This window comes from Ruminococcus difficilis (genome assembly GCF_016680995.1).
This window is the reverse complement of sequence record NZ_JAEQMG010000128.1, coordinates 1-2,343: the sequence shown is the minus strand read 5'-3', so window position 1 is coordinate 2,343 and position 2,343 is coordinate 1. Positions and strand designations below refer to the sequence as shown.

3 protein-coding genes are annotated in these 2,343 nt (G+C 51.8%); all 3 read right to left on the bottom strand.

From position 1 onward, the window contains the following. Positions 1-1,880 (bottom strand): ferrous iron transporter B (gene feoB / locus JKK62_RS12080; RefSeq protein WP_201428104.1); only part of this gene is annotated, 1,880 nt, incomplete at its 3' end. A gap of 67 nt (positions 1,881-1,947) precedes the next feature. After that, a complete protein-coding gene (locus tag JKK62_RS12075; protein ID WP_201428103.1) occupies positions 1,948-2,169 on the bottom strand; it encodes a FeoA family protein in 222 nt (73 codons plus the stop codon). 15 nt (positions 2,170-2,184) lie between these two features. After that, positions 2,185-2,343, bottom strand: a 159-nt coding sequence (locus tag JKK62_RS12070) for a FeoA family protein (RefSeq protein WP_201428102.1), incomplete at its 5' end; no start/stop codon positions are given.

The window sequence follows — 2,343 nt, the reverse complement described above, 5'->3', positions numbered from 1 at the left end:
ATGAACGACCAGCCGCGCTCCCACATGGAGCGGAGCACGTTGCCGATGGTTGGCATATGATACGCCGGAAGCTCCATAACGAACGGAGCGGGTTCGCCGGCAAAGGGCTTTGTCTTTTTGAGCATAATACCCGAGACGATGATTGCCGCCATTCCGATGAAGTACGCGCCTGTCGCTATCCACGGAGAACCGCTGAACAGTGCGCCTGCCATCATACCGATAAACGGCATTTTAGCGCCGCAGGGAATGAATGTAGTCGTCATTATCGTCATACGGCGGTCGCGCTCGTTCTCGATCGTTCGCGACGCCATAATGCCCGGGATGCCGCAGCCTGTACCGATCAAAATCGGGATAAAGGATTTACCCGAAAGACCAAAGCGGCGGAAGATACGGTCGAGTACAAAGGCGATTCGCGCCATGTAACCGCAAGCTTCCAGAATCGCGAGCAGCAGGAAGAGCACGAGCATTTGCGGTACAAATCCGAGCACTGCGCCTACGCCTGCGATGATACCGTCGAGAATCAATCCGGACAGCCATTCGGGAGCTTTGGCGGCTTCCAGCCAGTTGCCGACGATAACGGGGATACCCGGAACCCATACGCCAAACTCTGCGGGATCATCGGGCTTGCCTTTGTTCTTTTCAAAGGTCTCGGCGGCTGATTTAACGTCCTCGCCACTGACGGTTTCCTCGCTTACTTCGAGGGTGTCTTCGTCCTCGACCTCATAGGTGAATTTGTCGCTGTCCTTTACGCCGGAAGCAAAGGTTTTGACGGCTGTAACTGCCGCGTCGGGGTCGTAGTCCTCGCTTTCAAAGTCGAGAGCGGTCAAAACCTCTTCATTTTCCGCGGACTCGGCGGCGCCTGTCAGTACGCCGATCGCTTCCGAGTGTTCTTCGTATTCGCTTGTGCCGATGCCGAACAGATGATAACCGTCGCCGAAAACGCCGTCGTTCATCCAGTCAGTCGCGGCTGTTCCGACAGTGACCATCGAAATGTAGTACACAAGGAACATGATAACGATGAATATCGGCAGACCCAAAAAGCGGTTTGTAACGACCTTGTCGATTTTGTCGGAGGTCGAAAGCTGACCTTTTTGCTTATTCTTGTAAACGCCGTCGATGATCTTTCCGATATACAGATAACGCTCGTTGGTGATGATAGATTCCGCGTCGTCGTCATATTCTTCCTCAACGGCTTTAATGTCCTTTTCAACGTGGTTTTTGGTTGCTTCATCAAGACCGAGCTTCTCAATGACCTTTTCGTCGCGCTCAAAGATCTTGACCGCGTACCAACGCTGCTGTTCCTCGGGCAGCTCATGAACGCAGGCTTCCTCAATATGAGCGATAGCGTGTTCTACAGAGCCCTCAAAGGTGTGTTTGGGAACAGGTTTTTTGTCCTCGGCAGCCTTGATCGCGGCTTCTGCCGCCTCCTGAATGCCCTTGTTTTTCAGCGCGGAGATCTCGACGACCGTACAGCCAAGTGCGCGGCTCAACTCCTTGGTATTGATTTTAACGCCTGTTTTCTCTACGACGTCCATCATATTGATTGCGACAACAACGGGGATGCCGAGCTCGCAAAGCTGAGTGGTCAAGTACAGGTTGCGTTCCAAGTTTGTGCCGTCAACGATGTTAAGAATCGCGTCGGGGCGCTCGTCGATAAGATAATTACGCGCGACGACTTCCTCCATTGTGTACGGAGAAAGCGAGTAAATACCGGGCAAGTCTGTGATGGTCACATCGCTGTGTTTTTTCAGCTTACCTTCCTTTTTCTCTACGGTGACGCCGGGCCAGTTGCCGACGAATTGATTCGCGCCTGTCAGCGCGTTGAACAGCGTTGTTTTACCGCTGTTCGGGTTGCCCGCTAAGGCAATCTTCATCTTCATTGGTGTTCCTCTTTTCTTATCAATTTAAGTTAGTTTTAGGTAACTTTAGGCTAAAAAATAATAGGAATTATTCTACCTCTACCATTTCGGCGTCAGCCTTGCGGATCGAAAGCTGGTAGCCGCGCACGGTGACTTCCATAGGATCGCCCAGCGGAGCGACCTTCTGCACCTTGATCTCAACACCCTTGGTGATACCCATATCCATGATACGGCGCTTGACAGCACCCTCTCCGTGGAGCTTTTTGACCTTACAAGTGCTGCCGATAGCAACCTCTCTTAAAGTTTTCATAGCCTGATTCCCTCCTTAAATCATTATCTTTTGCGCCATTTCTTTGCTGATAGCAATTCGCGCATTTTTAACATTGACGATCAGATTGCCGCCCATAGAGCTGACAACTGTGACCACAGCGCCCGATACAAAACCCAAGTTTTGCAGGTGCGCTCTGACATCGGCATTTCCGCC